Below are 22569 nucleotides of genomic sequence, written 5' to 3'. Positions count from 1 at the left end.
AAAAAACTCCTCCAACATATTTTAAGAGGAGTCTTGCAGCGAAAAAATAAAAATAAATAAATCTCCCATTTTTCATAAATGAATATTCTACACTAATATTAAATATTCCTTCTTTATTTATCAGAATCAAAAATTTTTAATATAAACTTAACCTATATTTAACTTTTTATAGGCCATGAAGATGGTAAAAAAATTTCCCTGAATTTGTATATAGCAAAGCTATCGGTCATTCCGGCAATATAATCGCATACTCCTCTTTCCTTCCCTTCTTTTTCTACAATTTTTTTATACTCCTCGGGAAGTTTCTCGACATTGTTAACGAAATACTTGTACATCAATTCAAGCATCCGCTGAGCCTTTTCTTCCTGGGATTTTGCTTTAGAGCCGATATATACTCTCTCAAACATAAACTCCCTCAAAGTATAAGTAGCTTTATACACTTCATCGCTCATTTTAATAAAAGGTTTATCAAAGCTTTCTATTATAATATCCTTTATCATTGTATCTATTCTTTTTCTATGTTTTTCTCCCAGTATTTCTATTGGCCACCGGGGAAGGTCTTCTTCCTTTAATATTCCTGCTCTTAGAGCATCGTCAATGTCGTGATTAATATATGCAATCCAGTCGGAAATCCTTACAACTTGAGCTTCCAAAGTGGCGGGATTTCCCCTGCTTGTATGATTTAATATTCCGTCTCTTACTTCAAAGGTAAGATTTAATCCTCGCCCCTGTTCCAGTTTATCCACAATCCTTAAACTTTGTTCCTCATGCCTGAAACCTCCAGGCATCAATTCATCAAGGACCTTTTCACCCGTATGACCGAAGGGAGTATGCCCCAGGTCATGCCCTAAGGCTATTGCTTCCGTTAAGTCTTCATTTAACCTTAAAGCCCTTGCAATAGTCCGAGCTATCTGGGAAACCTCTAAGGTATGTGTCAAACGGGTTCTAAAGTGATCTCCTTCCGGCGAGATGAAAACCTGAGTTTTATGCTTTAACCGGCGGAAGGCTTTCGAATGAAGTATCCTGTCCCTATCCCTCTGAAAATCAGTCCTTACCAGGCATTTATCTTCAGGAGACATCCTTCCCTTTGTATATTTGCTCTTGCAGGCATATTGGGATAGATTATTTTCTTCCTTCTCTTCGGTTATTTCTCTCAGATTCAGGGTAAATTCTCTCATTTTGGGTTCCTCCTTTTTGCCATTACTTTTGTACGAAAAAAGAGGCTCAGAGGCCTCTTAAATTTTAGAACTATTGATCTTTCATAAGATTGGTTCTTCATTTTTCTTTATTATCTCAATAATCTTAGCTGCAGTTTCTTCCACAGCTTTATTTGAGACATCAATTTTAGGACATCCTATCTTTCTCATTATCGCATCGGCATATTCTAATTCTTTTAAAATCCTTTCCATACTGGCATAAGTTGCTTCACCATTTAACCCCAAGGCTTTTAATCTTTCTTTTCTAATTTCATAAAGTTTTTGAGGATTTATAGTAAGCCCTATTATTTTTTTAGGAGAAACTTCAAACAATTCTTCCGGAGGACTTACCTCCGGTACGAGAGGCAAATTAGCCACTTTTATTCTTTTATGTGCAAGATACATTGCTAATGGGGTTTTTGAAGTCCTGGATACTCCTATCAGCACTACATCCGCTTTGGCTAACCCCCTGGGGTCCTTACCATCATCGTATTTTACGGCAAACTCTACAGCTTCTACTTTTTTGAAATACTCCTCGTCTACACGCCTGGCTAATCCGGGCTCCAATTTGGGTTTTAAAGGTGTTATTTTGCCTATGGTCTCAATAAGAGGACCCATAATATCAACTAAAGGAATATTGTTTTCCCTTGCTTTTTCAATAAGGTATTCCCTAACTTCGGGCAATACAATTGTACAAACTATAGCACAGCTTTCATGTTTTTTCGCTTCCAAAATAACTTCACTGGCATACTCCGTATCCGTAACATAAGGAAATCTAATAATTTCAATATTACCGGAATCAAACTGTACCGTCGCTGCGCGCGCAGCGAGTTCGGCTGTCTCTCCAATAGAATCAGATACTGCAAATATGATTGGATTTGCACTTTTATTTATTTTGAATCCCTCCTTCAAATCAAATGGTACCCAGTTCTACAAAAAGTTTCGTAATAATCGTCTTTGTTATCCGCCCTATCACTTTATACTTTACTTTACCGTTGATTTCTTCCGTTTTGACTACAGGAAGCGCATCTACCTGATGAACCACTATTTTTCTTGCCGCATCATATGCAGATTCTTCAGGATTACACGTGACCAAGTTGGGCATTCTTGTCATGATCACACTTACAGGAATCTGTCTTATATCGGCATTTCCTATGGCAATTTTTAAAAGGTCTTTTCTTGAAATAACCCCGGCAAGGCTTCCGTCCTCATGGACGACGAACAAAGTCCCTACATCTTCAACAAATAATGTTACAATCGCGTCGTAAACCGATGCATCTTCTCTCACGACAACGGGTACAGATTTAATATCATTAACCTTTATCTCCCGTATTTTTTCAGCAATGAGGTTTTTTGTGTGTTTTCCCGCATAAAAGTATCCTACTCTTGGCCTTGCTTCTAAAATTCCTGCCATGGTCAATATTGATAGATCGGGTCTCAAAGCCGCGCGGGAAATATTTAGTTTTTCAGCAATCTCTTCACTGGTAATGGGCTCGTTCTCCTTAACTATATCAATAATTTGTAATTGTCTTGGAGTTAATTCTATCGAACTTCACTCCCTTCCAAATATTTATGCAGTAATATTAATTTTTAGTATAACACATTTATAAAAGAGTTAAAGGAAAATTTATCTTATTTGTCCGTTTAGAACAATTTTGCAAAATACGGAGTAATCAATGTTTCGATTACAGCAGCTATATAAAGTAAAGGAACCAGTATTCCCATAGATAAAACGGATTTTGTTAAATTTTCTTTTAAGTTTTCCATTCTGTTCTGTTTTTTACTGGGAATAATGACTTCAAAACCGGTTTTTAAACCAAAGGACGCACCCAAAATTATAACCGGAAGTTCTAATATGCCATGAGGAAGCAAGGTCGCAAGAAAAAATGCAAGGGTCTTTCCTTCATAAAAAACCATAGCCAGCATTATTCCTATTAATAAACCATTAAAAATCATTCCTATTAACGGAATAATACCAAAAAAAATCCCGCCAAACATCATTAAAAGCAGTGCTTTTACATTGTTTTGAAATATTAAACCTATAGCATATAACTTCTTTTTACCCATAATTTGTTTACCGATATTAATTATATTTCCCATTAAATTATTTAAATTCGAAAGAATAAATTCCGGATCTTGCTTAAAAGCAAAATATCCAATTGCTGCTCCTGCGGTAAAAAGTAAAATGGAAAAAATTATGTATCCTTTTTTGTCTTTAAACGAATTTAAAATTGGTTCCATATTAACCTCCTTCTTCACAATTTCCTTACAGCATCCAAAAACTTATATGTTTTTATGTCCTTATCGAATATATTTGAAATAAAATTTATCAGCGCATCTTCCATTTCTTTAAGTATTTTGCCATCGATGTTAATTAATTGCACTTTTTCCATAGGAGAATACAGCAGGGTTAATATAAGTAAAATAGATTGTTTGCTTAAAATTTTACTGTTTTTATCCTTTTCAAAACAGTTTTCGCAAAGTAAGCCGCCAAACAATGAACTTAGATAAAACCTGGAAGATTTTTCTCTGCCACAAACCACACACTGGCTCAAATTGGGTGTATAACCTTGAATAGATAAAAATTTTACTTCAAAACACCTTGCTAAAACATCCAGTTCATCGAATCGTTCCACTAAATTTATGGTTTTCAAAAAAAAATGGTATAGCTTTTCATTTTTATTTCTTTCAGGGGTTGAAATCCTTAATAGCTCGCTGAAATAAGCACCGTACGCCATCTTTTTTAAATCAGCCCTTATTTTTGAATGAGAATTAATGACTTCCGCTTGAATAATTATATCCATATTTTTTCCTTCTGCAATCAGAAAATTGCTGTGAGAAAAGATTAAAGTTCCTGCAATCAATGAGTTCCGCGGTCTTCTTACCCCTTTTGCCACCACGTGTATTTTACCTTTTTCTAAAGTATACAGGGTCAATATTTTATCTGATTCTCCAAGCTCTCTATGGTTTAAAACAACTCCCTTTGTTTTGTATAGAGCCATTTTATAAACTCCTTTTTGATATTTAATTGTTATTACTATCAAATTTTATTTTTGTATTCTGAGGTACTACCTGAATCCAGATATTTCCCTTTCTTAATTTGATATTCTTTTTGTCCTGGGAAAGTAATTTTAAATTCCCATCCTCTTTTCTTTCCCAAAATATCTTAACACATTTCCCGTTGAAAACATAAAATCCATTGCCATAACCGTAAGTTTCAATTGTCAGTCGTCCTACTTTATCTATTACCTTAGTATTCATGTATAAAATTAACAGGTTCTTGGTCGTTATAGGATTATTTGTATTTTTATCCGCATGAATATTTTCGTTCATAAACCTTCTATAAATCCCTTCATTTTTATCAAAAATATATGTGACTTTATAACTATTGTTGTAAGGTATTTCAACCTTTTCTGCAGTTTGAAAATCGTTATTAATATCCGACTCTGCGTCAGAAAATTCGAAGGGTTTAATATCCACATCTTTATGTAAATTTAACCTGTTTGCAGTACTTACAATTTTATCCATAGAGGTATATGCATTGTGAGGTGCAGGTCTTTCTTTCTGCCTATAAAAAGTAATATTATCGTAAATACCATCAATATGGGGGAACTTTTTGTCTTCTTTAAAATAGCTATACGCCTGGGGACTTCCACCATAATGTACGAATACCGCACCGTAATTTTTGGCAAAGTCTATAAGGTAGGGCCTTGCACTCCTTACAGGACCGATTTCCAAATCTTTTTCAGGATCGTAGCTTAAATACAAAGCAAGAAAACGGGTTATTCCGCCTTCAGCAAGTACTTCATAAACCACATCGGCTTTATAAAGACCCGATTGAGGCCTTGATTTTTTTTCATTTTCAATTACCACCGCAAAAGGTCTTTTTAATAATTTATCTTTGGGGACCATAAGTCCCGTCAAAGGATTAATTATTTTTTCTTCCGGCGTTTTTCTGTTATTCTCGGGAGGAATCTCATTGGCCGGCAAAGAATTATTTTCACCATTATTTTTTAAATTTCCACCGTTACTGCCGCAAGCGCTTAGCACCATTACGATCAAAACGAGAAACAAAATGAATAAAAATATTGTTTTTTTGAACCACATATAAATTCTCCCCTGCAATTATTTTATTAAAATAAAATTTTTTGAATTTTGGGGAAAAATACAAAAAAGGCTACCACAATAGCATTTATAGCTGTAATAAGAACTGCACCCGCGGCTACATTTTTTGCTATACGGGCAAGGGGATGATAGTTTTTCGTAACAAGATCAATGGTAGCCTCAATCGCCGTATTTATCATTTCTGCGGTTATCACTAAGGTAATAGATAAAATTACAGCTAAAAGCTCAAAATTTGAAAGTTTTAAATACCGGGAAATAATGATGACAAATATTGCAATAAAAAAATGAATGCGAATGTTCCTCTGAGTTCTGAAGGCAAAGATTAATCCGCTGAAGGCGTAATAAAAACTCTCAAATATATTCCTCGACTTTTTCATTTTAAATTATCCTCTCTAACCAAACCGATAGATGACAGCACTTCTTCCTCTCTTGACCTCATTTCCTGCTTTTCTTCTTCCGTCTCATGATCATATCCCAAAAGATGTAGAATTCCGTGCACCGCAAGATATCCTATTTCTCTCTGAAACGAATGTCCGTATTCCTCTGCCTGAGACTTTGCTTTCTCACAGGAAATAACAATATCACCGAGAAGCTCATTTTCTCCCAGTTCTTCTCCTATTTCATCTTCAATCTCATCCTCACCTTCCCGCATCGCAAAGGAAAGCACATCCGTTGGTTCATCTTTTCCCCTGTAAATTCTATTTAATTCCCTTATATATTCGTTATCTACCAGCACCACGCTTACTTCTACGCCGCTCTCCCCATGAATTTCTAATGCCTTCATTAATACTTTTTTAATAATTTCTTCCGTTTCTTCTCCAATTTCAATTGCATCCTGCAGATTGTTTATTATCACCGTTGACATATTTCCCCTTCCTTTCCAATTCCTTTACCTTTTCAGGATATTCAATTCTATTATGAAAGATTCCCGTCAATACCTTTGAAAAAGCATTGGCAATTTTATCTAAATCTTTTAAGGTTAAATTGCTTTCATCTAACTGACCATCGGCTAACTTTTCTTTAATTATCTGTCGGATGAGACCATCGATTTTTCCGGGAGTAGGTTTATTCATTGAACGTACGGCTGCTTCTACCGAATCGGCAAGCATTATTATTGCAATTTCTTTGGTTTGCGGTTTGGGCCCGTCGTATCGAAAACTTACTTCTTCGGTAGTCTTTTCCTGAGAAAGCGCCTTGCTATAAAAATAAGTCAAAAGAGAGGTGCCGTGATGCTGGGCTATAAAATCCATTATTATTCTGGGTAATTTATATTGTTTTGCCAATTCCAATCCATCTTTTATATGCGAAACTATAATTAAAGCGCTCAAAGATGGGTTAAGTTTATCATGGGGATTTTCCTGAGCAAATTGATTTTCGATGAAAAAGTAAGGTCTTTTTAATTTTCCAATATCATGATAGGTGGCTCCAACGCGCGCAAGAAGGGAATCTCCTCCCACCGCTTCGGCAGCGGCCTCAGCTAAATTCCCCACGATTATAGAATGGTGGTAAGTTCCCGGCGCTTCAACGAGAAGTTTCCTAAGTAAGGGTTGATTTGGATTTGAAAGTTCCAGCAATCTTACCGATGTGGTTACACCAAAAGCATTCTCGAAGAAGGGTAATGTTCCTACTGTCAGTATTGAGGAAAGTATACCTGCCAGCATACCCCAGAAAGCATTTCTTGCTATTTCAATCCAGGGAAGATGATCTAAAAGCCCAACGCACAAAATTACAAGAGAGTTTACCAGTCCTACAACCCCACCGGCTTTGGTCAAATCCGGCCTTTGTGAAATTTTGGAGGTAAATAGTATCCCTATTATTCCTCCGAGGACACTCATCATCGAATAGGAAAATTCATTTCCCATTAAAATTCCCGTTATTATGCTCATTATAAACAAAGAAACAAGAGCAATCTGAGGGTTTAATAAAACTGTAATTAGCATGCCCCCGGCCGCCAATGGAAGTAGAAAAGGCGATATATGTTTAAAAATAACCGATAAAGCCAATGTAGAAAAAATTACTATTGTTAGCAGTAAAAGGTCAATATTGTTATCATAATAATTTCTGAAATAGAAATAAATATAATAGCCCAGAATCAGTTCGAGTATTAATACTAAAAGGGAAATACCGGATATTATTGTTAAGTTAACTCTATTATCCTGGGCCAGAAGTCCAAGTTCTTTAAGAAGGGCTAATTGTTCAGCTGTTACGGGTTTCCCCTTTTCAATGAGGACTTGTCCTTTTGATATTTTTACGGGCTCGACGGCTTCCATGGCCATTTTGATCCCTTTTTCTGTAGCTTCTCTATCAAGTACCATATTTGGTTTTATTACACTAATTGCAATTTCCATTCCCAGGGATTTTACATTTTGAGGGAGATTTACCTTTTTAAATTCTTCTATAACAAAGGCCTTTGCTCTATCAATCGAATCGTCCTTTATACCGCTATCCATTACTGTTTCTATTACCGCTTTGGTTATAGTTTCCAGTTCTTTTAATTGCACGAGATCCATATTTAAAAAGGTCAAATAGGATTCATTGGATAATGAAAGAGTAACATTTTCCTTTAAAATTTTTGCCTTTTCTTTAATATCTAAATAATCTTTTGATCGTATTTCCCTGACGTTTTCAAACAGTTCCGTAAGCTGCGCTTTTACCTCTTTTACCACCGTCTGGTCCAGGGTATACTTTTGAGGAACCGATTCCGCTGCAGCCTCCTGAAGTTTCTTAGTAGCAATAGTGTCTATCGCTTCTTTTTCTGCTATAATATCCTCCTGCAATACATCCCCGACTTTTAAGTCGTATTTTTTGGGTAGTGCATTTGTAATTACCAGGGAAGTTATCGATAAAAAGAAGATCAAGCCTAATAAAACTTTCTGTGCTTTATTGTTCTGCAATAATTTGATTTTCATTATGATCCGGCGATTGTCTCGCTTTAAATCCAAAGACACTTAATCTCAGCTCCCTATAAAAGCTTTTTACTCCCCTCATACTTTTCGTAAGCTTTTATTATCCTCTGGACAACTTCGTGCCTAACTATATCCCTATCATTAAGATATATAAACTCAATACCTTCAATCCCTTTAAGAATTTGCTGCACAACCTCCAGACCTGAATCAACGCCCTTGGGAAGGTCTACCTGAGTAATATCCCCGGTGATTACTGCCTTGGAGCCAAATCCCAATCGGGTTAAGAACATTTTCATTTGTTCGGCAGTGGTATTTTGCGCCTCATCCAGAATTATAAAAGAATCATCGAGAGTTCTCCCTCTCATATAAGCCAAAGGTGCCACTTCTATTATGCCTTTTTCCATATACCTTTGAAAGGTCTCTATTCCCATAATATCATACAATGCATCGTATAAAGGCCTGAGATAGGGATCCACCTTTTCCTGCAAATCACCCGGTAAAAAACCAAGCTTTTCTCCCGCTTCTACTGCAGGCCTTGTTAATATAATTCTCCCTACCTCTTTTTCCTTTAAGGCGGTAATCGCCATTGCCATTGCTAAATAAGTTTTCCCCGTACCCGCAGGCCCTATACAAAAAACAATATCATTTTTCTTTATAGCATTAACATAAAGCTTTTGCCCTAAGGTTTTAGGTTTTATATATTTTCCTCTGTGAGTAACACAAATTATATCATCAAACAAGTCCTTTATTTTCTCTTCCTGCCCCTCTTTTGCAAGTTTTGAAAAGTACTTAATGTCAGCAAAGGTAATATAATTACCACTTTTTATTATATTTAACAGGTTGGATAGAAGTTTTTCCGCAGAAAATACATCTTCTTTTTCGCCTAAAATTGTTATTTCCCCATCTCTCGTCACTACCCTAACGTTAAATTCTTTTTCGATGAATTTAATATTCTCATCCCTGTTTCCAAAAAGACTTAACATATTTTGAAAATTGTCAATGGTAAACCTTGCCTGTGCCAAATTTTTACCCAAAAAAACATTCCTCCTCAAATTATACATGTTATTTTATAGCTTCCTTTTGCCCTATGTCTTCTATAAGCTCTAAATTTAATATTCCGATTACAGCATTGCTGTCATTATCCAGAAAAAACTCCATATTATTTCTCGCAATTTCTCCGGCTTTTGACAATTCCTCAATTTCTTTTTCAAGCCCTTCTTTTGCTTCTTTCTTTGCCTGCTCAACCCCAAGAAATTCTTTTTTTTCATCATATTCTTTAATTAAAACCAAATCACATTTTACATTTCCAAAAGCTTCGGGCAAAAGGGTGATTCTCTTTAAAAGAGTTTCTTCATATTTTTTAAACTCCATATTACTAAAATATATATACATCTCATTACCTTTTACTTGCAACCTTAAAATTTTTCTTTCCCTGCCGGTATATTCCTTTCTAACCTTAATAAGGGGAACTTTTATAGAACGTTCATACCATACTCTGGCTTTGACAATACCTTCAGCGGGAACCTGAAGTGCTCCCTTCCCTTCCCCGAGATTAATATTCCCCGATATAAGCACATCTCCCTTCCTAACAAAATCATGAGGTTTTACCTTAGCTTCTCCATTTAACGCCAGGATTTCCTCAACCACGCCATCCTTTGAAGCAACAATATTACATGGATTTTTTTCTTTCAGGGAGGGAGCCGGTCCCTTGGGTACTATTTCCACTATAGCTCTTGTCCCTTTAAAATAAATTTCCACCCATGAAATATTATTATAATTTAAAAGTATTTTATCAATAACGTATTTTTTGTCAATATAGTATTTGTTTATACCGGGTTTTAAACCCCATTCCTGAAGGTCTTTTTCAATTTTCTGTTTAAGTTCGTCATTATTTACATTTACCTGAACTACCCAGATAAAAGAAGACAAGGCGTACATCAACAAAATAAAAATTGCTATCCCCAGTACAAAAATTTTTCTCTTTTTAAGATTGGACAACAAAAAATAAAGTCCCGCTTTTTTTACAACTATTATTTTGCATTTGACCTTTTTTGATAATTTTACCAGTTTAAAATAGCTCTTTACATCTACTTTAGCCTCTAATTCCAATTCACTAATCTTTTTAATGTCCCAAAGAAAGATGTTATTTACTGAAGCTTGATTTAACAGCCTTTCCACGTACTCTCCCTTTGCTTTAATAATAACATAACCGCCGAAACAATTCCATAATTTGAAAAAAATCACCGGGGATCCCCCTTAATTCATCAATCTTTAATAATTATTTTTTTTATTTTCCCTTCTATTCTTACTTCATCAGAGACCAGATATTTTATAAATAGATTTTCTCCTAAAATTTCTATATCGCCAATTGTGCTATTCAAAACTACCGAATTTTCTTCATACCTAACTATTCCTTTAAAATTTTCCACATTTAATACTAAGTCTCCGGTCAGGGTTATAACAGGCAAATTTATAAGTACGTCCTTGGGCAAATCCAGCTTATCGGCAAGTTTTTCCATAAACTCGTTATAATTCATGCTTTTCCCTTCTTTATCCAATTTTTGTTCCTTATTTTCTAAATTTATTCTTTTTGTGAAGAGAAAATTACAGAATTAAAAAACCCTGCAGTTTTTTTCTGCAGGGTTATAACTTTCACAAAATTTTATTCCAATAATTTTTTAACAATCTGATTTACCACCCTGCCATCTGCCCGACCTTTTACCTTGGGCATGATGGCAGTCATTACCCTTCCCATATCTTTGACGCTATTAGCACCTGTTTCGTAAATAACTTGCCGAGCAATTTCCTCTATTTCTTCCTCGGTCAACTGCTGAGGGAGGTAACTTAAAAGGATGTCAATTTCTCTTTCTAACTGTGCTGCTACATCGGGCCTATTAAGGCGTTCATACTCCTCTTTATTTTCTCTTAGTTTTTTTACTTCTCTCGACAATACTTCAATTACTTCACCATCATCAAGTTCGTGCAATCTGTTTTTTTCTTCATTTAATATTGCTGCTCTTGCCATCCTTATTACCGAAAGCTTTTCCTTCTCGCCCTCTTTTAATGCCCTTTTCATGTCTTCAGTTAAAACATCCTTTATAGACAAATTTTATACCTCCTCAAAAACTACTTAAATTTTCTGCGGCGTGCTGCTTCAGATTTTTTCTTTCTTCTTACGCTGGGCTTCTCATAGTGCTCTCTTTTCCTTAACTCAGAGAGAACACCGGCTTTCTGGCATTCACGTTTAAAACGCTTCAATGCACTGTCCAGCGATTCATTTTCACCAATGCGCACTTCTGTCATGAACTTCCCTCCCTCCGCTTAACGTGAGAAAAATTAAAGGCCATATATTATCCTGGAGGCCATGTCATGAACCTACCACCCAGCAAATGGAAGTGGAGATGGTGTACCGTTTGGCCACCCTCATCACCCGTGTTTATTACTACTCTAAATCCTTTATCATCGATATTGTATGTTTTTGCTAATTCCTTTATTACTCTTGTTATTTCCAATATAAGAAAACTATCTTTTTCTTCAACTTCCAGTAAATTTGGAATATGCTTTTTAGGAACCACAAGGAGATGGACGGGGGCTTGAGGATTTATATCTTTAAAAGCAATGATGTTATCATCTTCATAAACAATATTGCTGGGAATCTCTTTTCGGATTATTCTACAAAATATACATTCCAAAGTCTTCCACCTCCTTTTAAGAAAAATCACATGGCTATTATTTTTTTATTCCACAAAAATTATAAATTTCCTGCTTAAAACAAAATTTTTTATCTGGAAATTACTTCTCCCAAAATATATTCGTCGCCGTTTTCTTTAAGCAATACACTGTAAATTTTATTATGAAGATTTTCCCCGGAAAATGCGGCAACCCGTATATAATTATCCGTAAAACCCTCGTATAGACTTTCTTGTGTTTCCTCTTCAAACAAAACCCTGAGTATTTTTCCTTTAAATTTTTCTCTGAAATCTTTTTCCAATTGATGGCTTAATTCTATTAATATCTTGCTCCTTTCTTCTTTTATCCTCTCGGGTATTTGTTCCTTCATTTCATAAGCAGGGGTTCCTTTTTTAGCTGAAAATTTAAAAACGTGTAGTTTACTGAATCCCACCTTTTTAATAAATTCCAATGTTTCTTTGAAATTTTCATCTTTTTCTCCAGGAAATCCGGTAATAACATCGGTGGTGATAGCCACATCCGGCATATATGCTTGTATCATTTCTATTTTATTTAAAAATTCCTCAGTTGTATAACGCCTATTCATTTTTTTTAAAATTTCATTACTACCGCTCTGCAATGGTATATGAAAATGTCTGCAGAAGTTTTTCAGCTTAGAAACCTCCTGAATAAAATCCCTGTCAATCTCAAAGATTTCTATAGAGCTCAATCGTATTCTCTCAATAACCGGTATTTTGGAAATTTCTTTTACAACATCTAAAAGATTTGGATCTTTTTTAAAGTCTTCCCCGTAAAGCCCTAAATGAATTCCGGTTAAAACCACCTCTTTAAAGCCATCTTTAGCAAGCTCCTGCGCTTCTTTTATAATACTTTCCATCTTCCTGCTTCTAATAGGACCCCGGGCGTATGGAATAATACAATAAGAACAAAATAAATTACATCCTTCCTGAATTTTTAAAAAAGCCCTTGTTTTTTGCCTGAAACCTCTGAAAGCAATTTCTTCAAAGGATCTAACTTCCATTATGTTACTAACTCTGACTACCCTTTCATTATCGAAAAGTGCTTTTTCAACCAGTTCTACAATTTTATTTCTGTCTCTGGTACCTATTACCACATCTACCCCCTGGATCTTCATTATTTCTTCCGCTGCAAGCTGGGAATAGCAACCTACGACTGCTATCACTGCAAGGGGGTTATTTCTTATGGCCCTCCTTATTATTTGACGGGATTTCCTTTCACTTTCATTGGTAACCGCACAGGTGTTAATTACATATATATCGGCGATTTCATCGAAATCTACTATATTATAATTCTTTTCTCTGAAAAGTTCCATCATGGCTTCTGTTTCAGCCTGATTTACCTTGCATCCTAAGGTATAAAAGGCAACTTTTGGCATTCATCAACCTCCTAAATCTGCAAGTTCGTACATCATTATTGTACTTACCACAAAGCCTGCCGTCTCCGTTCTTAATATTCTTTTGCCGAGCGTTAAAGGTATTGCCCCTTTTTCCACACAATTTTTTATTTCCTCTTCATCAAAACCACCCTCGGGGCCTATAAATATGGCGATTTTTTGAGCTTCTCCTTTTTTTATGTTATTCATTACTTGTTTTAAAGTTAAACTCTTTTCATTTTCCCATGGAACTAAAAAAAAATCAAAATTTTTGATTTTTTCCTGCAGCTGTTGAAAATTTAAAGGTTTTTCCACTAAGGGAATATCCTTTCTTTTGCACTGTTTGGCTGCTTCCATTGCTATTTTATTCCATCTCTCAATTTTATCCGATATTTTTACTTCTTCATATCTGGGAATAATTCTTTTAGTAAAAACCGGTACTATTCTTTTTACCCCGATTTCTACATTTTTTTGAACAATAAGATCAAACTTTTGACCTTTGGGTATTGCCTGAAACAACGTAATCTCCGTAAAACCTGATTCATCCTTTTCTTCTTTAATTATTTTTACCTTAATTATATTGTTTTTATTATCTATCTCCTCTATTATGCCTTCTCCTGAATATGAAATGCCATTAGATACTTCTATAATATCACCTTTTTTGTACCTCAATACTTTTGAAATATGATGTGCATCTTCTCCGGTAATCTTTACAACCTTCCCTGCAACAGGAGTTTCTTTTATAAAAAACAGGGGCATCATGTCAACCCCCTTTTACTGATCGGTATTTTTCATAAAAACCAGTGCAACCCAATCTCCCTTTACCTGTTCCTCAAGCAGGATTAACCCTTTTCCCATTACTGCTTGTTTTACCCTTTCCTTTTTATCTTTTACGATTCCGGATGCAATGAATATTCCTTTTTCTTTAAGTAAAAATGCCGCCTTATCTGACACTTTTATTATTACATCCGCTATAATATTAGATACTATTAAATCAACTGTCTCCTTTACTATATCAAGTGTATCTCCTACTTTTACTTCTACAATATCTTTCAGTCCATTCCTATCTACATTCTCTTTTGTAACCTTGACCGCCACTTCATCTTTGTCGATAGCAAATACCCTGTTAGCTCCCAATTTAGCCAGGGCTATGGAGAGTATCCCGGAACCGCATCCAAAATCAATTACTTGAAAGCCATCCTTTATATATTTTTCTATAAATTCCAAACACATTATAGTTGTTTCATGAGTACCGGTGCCGAAAGCCATTCCAGGATCTAATTCTATTACCACTTCATCCTCTTTCTTAAAATATTCCTTCCATGAAGGTTTTATAACAATTTTTTTACCTATATGCAATATATCATAATATTTTTTCCATTCATTCGCCCAGTCGGTATCGGATACGGAATTTATCGTAATTTTACCGGTTCCAATATTCAAACCATATTCCGGAAGTTTTTTAATTTTGTTTTCAATCTCACTTATTATATCGTAGATTCCTTCCTTTTCGGGTAAATATGCCGTTACTACCGCTTTTTCGAAATCCAGACCTTCGGGGACCTCCATGTAATCCCAATCCCCATCTTCTTTCTGACGTAGAAAATCCTTCGGATCTTCTATAACTACGCCCTGAGCGCCTTTTTCGTAAAATATTCCCGTTATAGACTCCACAGCCTCGGTGGTAGTATCCACTTTAATTTCTATCCAGTCCATTCTTTTCCTCCTTAACATTAAACACCAAAAGCGTCTTTCATTTTATCAAAGAAACTTTTCTGATGTTTCGCAAGTTCTTCTCCGCTTATTTCTGCAAATTTTCTTAAAAGTTCTTTTTGTTTTTCGTTTAACTTTTTGGGGATAACCACATTTACTTTCACATGAAGATCGCCTCTACCATATCCCTTTAAACGCGGCATTCCTTCCCCTTTAATTCTGAATCTGGTATCCGGCTGGGTCCCTTCCGGTATTCTTAATTTTACCTTTCCATTCAACGTAGGAATCTCAATTTCGTCTCCCAGGGCCGCTTGAACAAAAGAAATGTATGTTTCGTATATAAGGTCATCCCCCTGTCTTACGAAGAGTTTGTGCGGTTTGACGTGAATAACCACATATAAATCTCCCGGCGGGCCGCCTCTAATGCCGGGTTCACCTTCTCCACTTATTCGCAGTTTGGCTCCCGTATCTACTCCCTGGGGAATCTTTATCTTGACCTTTCTCGGCACCCTGGTATAGCCCCTGCCCCCACATACGTTGCAGGGTTCTTCGATTATTTTACCACTCCCTCCACACCTTGAACAGGTAGTAATATTGATATACCTTCCAAAAGGAGTCATTTTTTCATGTCTTATTTGACCGGTACCATTACATACGGGGCAGTTTCTAAGGGAATTTCCTTTTGCACCGGTCCCACCACATTTCACACAGGTCTCAGTTCGGATTATTTCTATTTCTTTTTCAGCACCAAAAGCAGCTTCCTCTAAAGTAATTTCCAGATCGTACCTTACATCCGCTCCTTTGACTGGCCCTTTGTTTTCCCTGCGGCCCATTCCTCCGAAGAAGCTTTCGAAAATATCTCCAAAAATGTCGCTGCCAAAATCAAAACCTCTAAAATCACCAAAATCAAAATTGCCTTGATGAAAATCCTGACCAAACCCTCCTGCAGAGTTTGGATCGACTCCCGCATGACCAAATTTATCATAAAGAGCTCTTTTTTCCGGATTGCTTAACACTTCATAAGCTTCATTAATTTCTTTGAACTTCTCCTGAGCATCTTCGCTTTTGTTCACATCCGGATGATACTGCCGCGCCAGCTTTCTATATGCTTTCTTAATTTCCTCTTCCGTTGCATCTCTGGAAACTCCGAGTATTTCGTAATAATCCTTCTTAGCCAAAATCATCACTCCAATAAAAGTCAGCCCTTAATAAGGGCTGACTTTTTTATTTTTTTTCATCATCATTTACAAATTTGTAATCTGCATCAAATACTTTTTCATCCTTTTTATTATCATTAGCAGCACTGAAACCAAAATTGGTGCTACCACCGGCGTTTGTACCCGTTCCTGTTTGAGTTTGTGAATCTGCCTGACTGTACAGTCTTGAAGAAATATCATAAAATGCTTTGGTAAGGTCATCGGTTGCCTTTCTTATTTTATCAATATCATCGCTTTCAATAGCTTTTTTTACATTTTCAATTTCTTTTTGTATTTTTTCTCTTTCTTCATTATTTATTTTATCCTTTAAATCGTTTAACATTTTCTCCGATTGATAAATCAGTGAATCGGCATGATTTTTGGCCTCAACCTTTTCCTTCCTCTTTCTATCTTCCTCCGCGAACCTTTCCGCATCCTTTATCATTCTTTGAATTTCTTCCTCTTTCAGATTTGTTGTAGAAGTAATGGTAATTTTTTGTTCCTTACCCGTCCCTAAATCTTTTGCTGAGACGTGAACAATGCCGTTTACATCAATATCGAACTTTACCTCTATTCTGGGCACCCCTCGAGGAGCAGGCGGAATACCCGTAAGCTGGAACCTTCCCAAGGTTACATTGTCGGCAGCCATTGGCCTTTCTCCCTGGAGTACGTGGATATCCACAGTTGTTTGACCATCGGCGGCGGTGGTAAAGATCTGACTTTTGGATACCGGAATGGTGGTATTTCTTTCAATTATTTTCGTAAATACTCCACCAAGGGTTTCAATACCCAGGGAAAGCGGAGTTACATCAAGTAAGACTATATCCTTTACCTCACCCGCAAGGACACCCGCTTGTATAGCTGCGCCCATAGCAACAACTTCATCGGGATTTACTCCCTTGCAGGGCTCCTTACCTATAAATCTCCGTATAGCCTCCTGAACAGCCGGAATCCTTGTAGAACCACCAACGAGTATAACCTTGTCGATGTCCTGTGGGGTAAGTCCCGCATCTTTTAAAGCTTGCTGGGTCGGCCCCATGGTAGCTTCTACCAGATCCCTTGTTAATTCTTCAAACTTAGCCCGTGTTAAAGTCATTTCTATGTGCTTCGGACCGGAAGCATCTGCCGTAATGAACGGTAAGCTAATTGTAGTTTCAAGCATGCTTGAAAGTTCAATCTTTGCCTTTTCAGCAGCTTCCTTCAATCTTTGAAGGGCCATTCTGTCCTTTCTCAGGTCGATACCGTGTTCTTTATAAAACTCATTGGCTATATAATCAATTATTCTCTGGTCAAAATCATCTCCGCCCAGCCTGTTGTTCCCGCTGGTAGCTTTAACTTCAAATACCCCATCTCCCAGTTCTAAAATAGAAACATCAAAGGTGCCACCACCTAAGTCAAATACAAGAATAATTTGGTCCTCTCCTTTATCAAGTCCATAAGCTAACGCTGCAGCCGTAGGCTCGTTTATAATTCTTAATACCTCAAGTCCTGCGATCCTTCCCGCATCTTTCGTAGCCTGCCTCTGGCTGTCGGTAAAATAAGCCGGTACAGTTATCACTGCTTGAGTAATCTTTTCTCCGAGATAACTTTCAGCGTCCTGTTTTATTTTCTGCAAAATCATTGCAGAAATTTCCTGTGGAGTATACGCCTTACCATCTATGTGAACTTTATAATCGGTTCCCATATGTCTTTTTATGGAGAGTATGGTCCTTTCGGGATTCAAAATTGCCTGACGCTTTGCCAGTTGCCCCACCAATCTTTGCCCGTCTTTTGTAAAGGCAACAGCTGAAGGTGTAAGCCTTGATCCTTCCGCATTCGGGATTACTACGGGCTGCCCTCCCTCCATGTAAGCAGCTACAGAGTTAGTAGTTCCAAGGTCGATACCAATTATTCTACCCATTTATGCCACCTCCGGATTTAATTATTTTTTACTACCTTTACAAGGCACGGTCTAATTACCCTTGAATGAAAGGTGTAACCTTTTTGAAGAACTTCCAAAACTATATTATCGTCATACTCGGGATTCTGTACCTGCATGACGACTTCATGGTAATAAGGATCAAAAGGTTTACCCTCTGCTTCGATCTCGGCAACACCGTATTTTGAAAGAAGATTTTTTAATTGATTGTAGATCAATTTTATTCCTTCAATGGTAGAATTTAAATCATTTTCAGCGGATTTTAAAGCCCTTTCAAAATTATCAAGAATGGGAAGGATTTCCTTTATAAGCTGTTCTCCCGCATATAAATTGACTTCTTTTATTTCTTTTTCCATTCTTTTTCTAAAGTTATCATAATCCGCCAGCGCCCTGAGCCATCTTTCTTTATAATCTTGAATTATTTTTTCTTTTTCTTCTAATTGGTTAAGTAAATTTTCTTTTTCGTTTTGAATTTGTTCATCTGGATTTTTCCCTTTATTCTCCTCGGAACCTCTGTCATCTATGGTTTCTCTTTCTTCCCTTTCTTCCATTAATGCCACCTTCTTTCTAAAAATCTAAATCTTTAATCCCTTGAGTTGAATCTACATTTGCCCTTCCCACATCTTCGTCCTTCTTCTTAATAATAGTATCAATGCGAAGGATGGCCTCCGCAATTTCTCCTGCAGCTTTTATAGCATGAATTTTGACCGGTGCAGGATCAAGCACTCCCAGTTCCAACATATCCGAAAGCTCACCGGTATCACAATTTACTCCAATGGAATCCAGATTTTTTTCTGCCTGGGTATATATTACCTCTTCTACTTTTTCGAGAGGATTAAATCCCGCATTATATACAATTTGTCCAAGGGGTCTTTTTAAAGCAGAAATTACACAATCAATACCATAAGTAGCCATTCCTTTCAGCTTTTCCTTTTCTCTCTCCAGCTCCCGGGCAACTGCGATTTCAACCGCACCACCTCCAGCTACAATACCGCCTTTAATTGCGGCCTGAAGCGAAGAGGCTGCATCCTTTGCTATTCTTTCCCTTTCGCCGACTATCTCTGAGGTTGCAGCTCCCACCAGTATAGTGGCCATTCTTCTTCCATTCCCGCCCACAATTCTTATATGTTCTAACTTTTCGTCTTCATAGACTTTTTCTGCAAATCCTATGTAGTTTTTTATCTCTTCTTGAGACTTTTTAAGACCCGATCGCTTAATCATCCTTGCCCCGGTATGTTCTGCAATTTTTTCTAAATCCCTGCTGGACACCCTGTCCACAGCCAGTATTCCTTTATCTACAAACAATTCTTCTGCATTGTCGCTTATATTTTTACCTACAAAAACTACATTAACTCCTAATTCCACAATCTTTTCAATATTTCTCTTAAATTCTTCCCGCAATTCCATATACCTTGCAAAGCCAGCCTCTGTACCCAGCGCTTCTTCTTCAATATGTTCGGGTTCCAGTGCATCATCTATAAGTAGAATTTTTGCCCCATATACTTCTTTCGGCATCTGTTTATTCAATTTTTCTTTATCTATTATTAGACCTAAGAAGACCTCATTCTCGGCTCCAGCTTTGGCAATTATTATATCTCTTAGTCTAAAATTCTTCTCCTTTAACTTTTCCTCTCCTATCAGCTTTGCAGCCTCAAAAACCAAATCTGCAATATCGTCGTGTTCCCTTCCTGCAATATATGCTATTTTCCTTAGATTTTCATCATTAATGCCTTTTACAGGAGTTGCTTTCGTTTTCATAATTTCTTGAGCCTTTTTTACTCCGTATTTTATTCCTTCTATCACCCTGGCTACAGGAACTCCTCGAATAATTTGATTTACCCCTTCCGTGACAAGAGTTCCAGCCATTATTGTGGCGGTAGTGGTACCATCCCCCACTTCCTCTTGCTGGGCTTTAGCTATATTAATAAGCATTTTTGCCGCAGGATGATTTATATCCATTAACTTTAAAATTGTAACTCCATCGTTAGTAATGGTAACTTCTCCAAACCTATCCACAAGCATTATATCCAGTCCCTTTGGACCGATAGTGCCTTCCACTGCCGATGCAACCGCTCTAACCGCATTAGCATTTGTTATATAAGCAGCAAATCTTTCGTCCATTTCCTGACCGCCGCTGTTTTTGTAAGTCAAAATAAATACCTCCCTATCTGTTAAAGAATATTGTTAATTCTCTCTTTTAAAGATTCCACCAGTTCCTTTAATATTGTTACTACCCTTGAATAATCCATCCTTGTAGGTCCAAGAACCCCTAAAATATAAAGATTATTACTATCTACGGAAAAATTGGTTGTAATAATACTGTAATCCTGAAGTTCCTTCCAGGGGTTTTCATTGCCTATGCTGATAGAAATTTTATTAGGTTTTGTGATGGATTTCAGAATATTTGAGATAAGGTCCTCCTCTTCTAATAATGAAAGAAAGCTCCTTGCTTTATCTAAATCCCTGAATTCAGGAAAATCCAGCATTTTAGAGCTGCCAAAATAGTATACCTTTCCGCCTTCTCTGAATTGATTTAAAGTGTCAATTAAAATGTTCATTAAAATGCATACGACTTCTTCATGTTCAATTATTTCGTGTTTTACATTTTCCATAAGTTCGGGAGTAATTTCATCTATAGTTTTATATTTTAGAAAAGTGTTTAACAAATTGCTTATCCTGGTAAGTTCATTATCTTTGAGTCCGTCCGGGATATCGATAATTTGATGCACAACATTCCCCAGATTAGTAATAATTACCACAAGACCTTTCTTATTTTCGATTTTTATTATTTCAATATGTTTCAAAAAACTGTTGTTCAATTCCGGCCCTAAAATTAAAGCAGTATAATTGGTAAGGTTTGAAATTGTTTTGCTGGTGTCTTCAATAAAGTCTTCTAATTCCCTTATTCTTTTTTTCAACAGTTGATTTATTATGAAAATATCCCTCTCATCAAGCTTTTTGCAATTCATCAGGAAATCAACGTAAAACCTATAACCTTTATCGGAGGGTATTCTTCCTGCAGAAGTATAAGGCTGGGAAATATAACCGAGTTCTTCTAAATCCGCCATCTCATTTCTTATAGTTGCCGGGCTGATCCCCATTCTGTATTTTCTCGCTATTGTCCTGGACCCAACCGGCTCTGCAGTTGCTATATAATCATCTATTATTGCTCTTAGAATTTTTATTTTCCTTTCATCCAGCATAAAATACACCTCTTTTTTAGCACTCTCATAGAGAGAGTGCTAAAATCCTACTTTAAAAAATAGCACTCTCAATTTTCTTTGTCAAGATAAGGCTAATCTATAAATTCCATGAAAACAAGATTGGCAAGGTCAAGCCCTTTTAGGGTTAGTTTAATCTTTTCCTCATCCTCATAAATTAGGCCTTTTTCTTTCAGCTCAAGGATTTTTGACCCATAAATATCATTAATTTGTTTACAAAATCGATTTTTAAATTCATTTTTTGAAATCCCTTCCACCCTTCGAAGTCCCATAAACACGAACTCCTGCATTTTATCCTTTTGGCTAAGGACATAAATCTCCTCATACCTTCTCAAATTTTTATTAAATATGCTTTCAATATATTCCTTTATTCCTTTATAATTGCTGAACCTTAAATTTCCAATAAAAGAATGGGCTCCCGCTCCGAAGCCCAGATATTCCTCACACTTCCAGTAAGTTATATTGTGCACACATTCTTTTCCCGGCTTTGCAAAATTGGAAATTTCATAGTGAATATAACCTTCATTTTCGAGTAATTCCTTAGCCGTATGATACATGTACCTTTCTTCATCTTCATCAGGTAATTCCAGTAATCCTTTTTGCATCATTAAATGAAGAACTGTCCCTTCTTCCAGGGTGAGGCTGTAGCAGGATATGTGGGAAGGTTCTAACTTTATCAACTTTTTCAATTCTTTTTCAAATTTATCCTTTGTCTGACCGGGAATACCGAAAATTATATCTACATTAATATTTTCAAATCCAGTTTCCCTTGCTTCAAAATAGGCTTTTTCGAATCTTTTTACATCGTGAATCCTCCCGAGGACTTTCAATAGCTTATCATCATAAGCCTGCAAACCAATGCTCAGCCTGTTTACTCCCATTTTTTTTAAAACCTTAATTTTATTTTTTGTGAGGGTTTCGGGATTTGCTTCCACTGTAAATTCTACTTCGTTATTTATACTAAAATTTTTATACAGGGTGTTTATCAACAGATATAATTTTTTCTCATTTAAAACTGTAGGAGTCCCGCCACCAATGTATAAAGTTTTTACAGGTCTTTTTAAATCTTTATAGCGTTCTATCTCATAAAAAAGAGCATTTAAATAGTCATCCACTAAATCAAAATTAGAATAAGAATTAAAATCGCAGTAAAAACATTTTTTTATACAAAAAGGTATATGAATGTAAACAGAAATATCCTTTAATAGCAT

The 22569-nt window shown here is 36.2% G+C and carries 24 protein-coding genes; all 24 read right to left on the bottom strand.

Going from position 1 to position 22569, the window contains the following annotated elements; genetic code table 11:
• Positions 1-158: 158 nt before the first annotated feature.
• Complete coding sequence (locus tag ATZ99_RS08850; protein ID WP_068748892.1) at positions 159-1163, bottom strand: deoxyguanosinetriphosphate triphosphohydrolase; 1005 nt, start codon at positions 1161-1163, stop codon at positions 159-161.
• A 96-nt stretch (positions 1164-1259) separates the two neighbouring features.
• The gene (locus ATZ99_RS08845; protein WP_068748881.1) at positions 1260-2108 is read right to left on the bottom strand and encodes a pyruvate, water dikinase regulatory protein; all 849 of its coding nucleotides are present in this window, start codon (positions 2106-2108) and stop codon (positions 1260-1262) included.
• Between the two features lies 1 nt (position 2109).
• Positions 2110-2742, bottom strand: a complete 633-nt coding sequence (gene ccpN / locus ATZ99_RS08840; RefSeq protein WP_068748880.1) for a transcriptional regulator CcpN — start codon at positions 2740-2742, stop codon at positions 2110-2112.
• Positions 2743-2840: 98 nt separating this feature from the next.
• Positions 2841-3437: a stage II sporulation protein M gene (locus ATZ99_RS08835; protein ID WP_068748879.1), complete on the bottom strand. Its 597-nt coding sequence runs from the start codon at positions 3435-3437 to the stop codon at positions 2841-2843.
• Between the two features lie 14 nt (positions 3438-3451).
• On the bottom strand, positions 3452-4198 hold the full coding sequence (gene recO / locus ATZ99_RS08830) for a DNA repair protein RecO (protein WP_068748878.1): 747 nt from the start codon (positions 4196-4198) through the stop codon (positions 3452-3454).
• Between the two features lie 22 nt (positions 4199-4220).
• On the bottom strand, positions 4221-5303 hold the full coding sequence (locus tag ATZ99_RS08825; protein ID WP_068748877.1) for a DUF3048 domain-containing protein: 1083 nt from the start codon (positions 5301-5303) through the stop codon (positions 4221-4223).
• Between the two features lie 26 nt (positions 5304-5329).
• Positions 5330-5698 carry a diacylglycerol kinase gene (locus ATZ99_RS08820; RefSeq protein WP_068748876.1) on the bottom strand — a complete coding sequence of 123 codons (369 nt, stop codon included), beginning with the start codon at positions 5696-5698 and terminating at the stop codon, positions 5330-5332.
• A complete protein-coding gene (gene ybeY, locus ATZ99_RS08815) occupies positions 5695-6186 on the bottom strand; it encodes an rRNA maturation RNase YbeY (RefSeq protein ID WP_068748875.1) in 492 nt (163 codons plus the stop codon). The genes ATZ99_RS08820 and ybeY overlap by 4 nt, the downstream gene beginning before the upstream one ends.
• Positions 6146-8230, bottom strand: coding sequence for an HD family phosphohydrolase (locus ATZ99_RS08810; RefSeq protein ID WP_245641354.1), 2085 nt, complete (start codon positions 8228-8230; stop codon positions 6146-6148). The genes ybeY and ATZ99_RS08810 overlap by 41 nt, the downstream gene beginning before the upstream one ends.
• A 53-nt stretch (positions 8231-8283) precedes the next feature.
• Entirely contained in the window at positions 8284-9261 is a 978-nt protein-coding gene (locus ATZ99_RS08805) for a PhoH family protein (RefSeq protein ID WP_222927103.1), read from the bottom strand.
• A 28-nt stretch (positions 9262-9289) separates the two neighbouring features.
• Positions 9290-10471 carry a sporulation protein YqfD gene (gene yqfD / locus ATZ99_RS08800; protein ID WP_068748872.1) on the bottom strand — a complete coding sequence of 394 codons (1182 nt, stop codon included), beginning with the start codon at positions 10469-10471 and terminating at the stop codon, positions 9290-9292.
• Between the two features lie 20 nt (positions 10472-10491).
• Positions 10492-10764, bottom strand: coding sequence for a sporulation protein YqfC (gene yqfC, locus ATZ99_RS08795; RefSeq protein WP_068748871.1), 273 nt, complete (start codon positions 10762-10764; stop codon positions 10492-10494).
• 125 nt (positions 10765-10889) lie between these two features.
• Entirely contained in the window at positions 10890-11333 is a 444-nt protein-coding gene (locus tag ATZ99_RS08790; RefSeq protein ID WP_068748870.1) for a GatB/YqeY domain-containing protein, read from the bottom strand.
• 20 nt (positions 11334-11353) lie between these two features.
• Positions 11354-11530, bottom strand: a complete 177-nt coding sequence (gene rpsU / locus ATZ99_RS08785) for a 30S ribosomal protein S21 (RefSeq protein WP_068748869.1) — start codon at positions 11528-11530, stop codon at positions 11354-11356.
• A gap of 47 nt (positions 11531-11577) precedes the next feature.
• On the bottom strand, positions 11578-11919 hold the full coding sequence (locus ATZ99_RS08780) for a histidine triad nucleotide-binding protein (RefSeq protein WP_068748868.1): 342 nt from the start codon (positions 11917-11919) through the stop codon (positions 11578-11580).
• Between the two features lie 89 nt (positions 11920-12008).
• Entirely contained in the window at positions 12009-13313 is a 1305-nt protein-coding gene (mtaB, locus tag ATZ99_RS08775) for a tRNA (N(6)-L-threonylcarbamoyladenosine(37)-C(2))-methylthiotransferase MtaB (protein WP_068748867.1), read from the bottom strand.
• 3 nt (positions 13314-13316) lie between these two features.
• The gene (locus tag ATZ99_RS08770) at positions 13317-14072 is read right to left on the bottom strand and encodes an RsmE family RNA methyltransferase (RefSeq protein ID WP_245641353.1); all 756 of its coding nucleotides are present in this window, start codon (positions 14070-14072) and stop codon (positions 13317-13319) included.
• A 12-nt stretch (positions 14073-14084) separates the two neighbouring features.
• Positions 14085-15026 carry a 50S ribosomal protein L11 methyltransferase gene (prmA, locus tag ATZ99_RS08765; protein WP_068748865.1) on the bottom strand — a complete coding sequence of 314 codons (942 nt, stop codon included), beginning with the start codon at positions 15024-15026 and terminating at the stop codon, positions 14085-14087.
• Between the two features lie 17 nt (positions 15027-15043).
• Complete coding sequence (dnaJ, locus tag ATZ99_RS08760; RefSeq protein ID WP_068748864.1) at positions 15044-16201, bottom strand: molecular chaperone DnaJ; 1158 nt, start codon at positions 16199-16201, stop codon at positions 15044-15046.
• Between the two features lie 46 nt (positions 16202-16247).
• Positions 16248-18119 carry a molecular chaperone DnaK gene (gene dnaK / locus ATZ99_RS08755; protein ID WP_068748863.1) on the bottom strand — a complete coding sequence of 624 codons (1872 nt, stop codon included), beginning with the start codon at positions 18117-18119 and terminating at the stop codon, positions 16248-16250.
• Between the two features lie 17 nt (positions 18120-18136).
• Positions 18137-18688 carry a nucleotide exchange factor GrpE gene (gene grpE, locus ATZ99_RS08750; protein WP_068748862.1) on the bottom strand — a complete coding sequence of 184 codons (552 nt, stop codon included), beginning with the start codon at positions 18686-18688 and terminating at the stop codon, positions 18137-18139.
• Between the two features lie 16 nt (positions 18689-18704).
• Positions 18705-20258: a TCP-1/cpn60 chaperonin family protein gene (locus ATZ99_RS08745; protein ID WP_068748891.1), complete on the bottom strand. Its 1554-nt coding sequence runs from the start codon at positions 20256-20258 to the stop codon at positions 18705-18707.
• A 50-nt stretch (positions 20259-20308) separates the two neighbouring features.
• Positions 20309-21340 carry a heat-inducible transcriptional repressor HrcA gene (gene hrcA, locus ATZ99_RS08740; protein ID WP_068748861.1) on the bottom strand — a complete coding sequence of 344 codons (1032 nt, stop codon included), beginning with the start codon at positions 21338-21340 and terminating at the stop codon, positions 20309-20311.
• Positions 21341-21432: 92 nt separating this feature from the next.
• A complete protein-coding gene (gene hemW, locus ATZ99_RS08735) occupies positions 21433-22569 on the bottom strand; it encodes a radical SAM family heme chaperone HemW (protein WP_068748860.1) in 1137 nt (378 codons plus the stop codon).

Source organism: Thermovenabulum gondwanense, assembly GCF_001601575.1.
Classification (GTDB): domain Bacteria; phylum Bacillota; class Thermosediminibacteria; order Thermosediminibacterales; family Thermosediminibacteraceae; genus Thermovenabulum; species Thermovenabulum gondwanense.
The sequence above is the reverse complement of the archived record's forward strand: the minus strand, read 5'-3'. Positions and strand labels throughout refer to the sequence as shown.